Below are 242 nucleotides of genomic sequence, written 5' to 3' on the forward strand. Positions count from 1 at the left end.
GCGGTGCGTCATGGGCGTCGGGTGCTGGCGGTGGTGCGTGGTTCGGCGGTGAATCAGGACGGTGCGAGTAATGGGTTGACGGCGCCGAATGGTCCGTCGCAGCAGCGGGTGATCCGGGAGGCGTTGGGGGATGCGCGGTTGGGTGTGGGTGATGTGGATGTGGTGGAGGCGCATGGGACGGGGACGCGTCTGGGTGATCCGATCGAGGCGCAGGCGTTGCTGGCGACGTATGGGCAGCGGGA

General features: G+C 68.2%; 1 protein-coding gene. It reads left to right on the top strand.

Annotation, left to right across the window (positions count from 1 at the left end; all coding sequences use genetic code 11):
• Positions 1 to 242: hypothetical protein (locus tag RM812_RS42955; RefSeq protein WP_311586571.1), on the top strand; the 242-nt coding region annotated here is incomplete at both ends.

Origin of the sequence: Streptomyces lancefieldiae (assembly GCF_031845825.1) — a bacterium.
Classification (GTDB): domain Bacteria; phylum Actinomycetota; class Actinomycetes; order Streptomycetales; family Streptomycetaceae; genus Streptomyces; species Streptomyces lancefieldiae.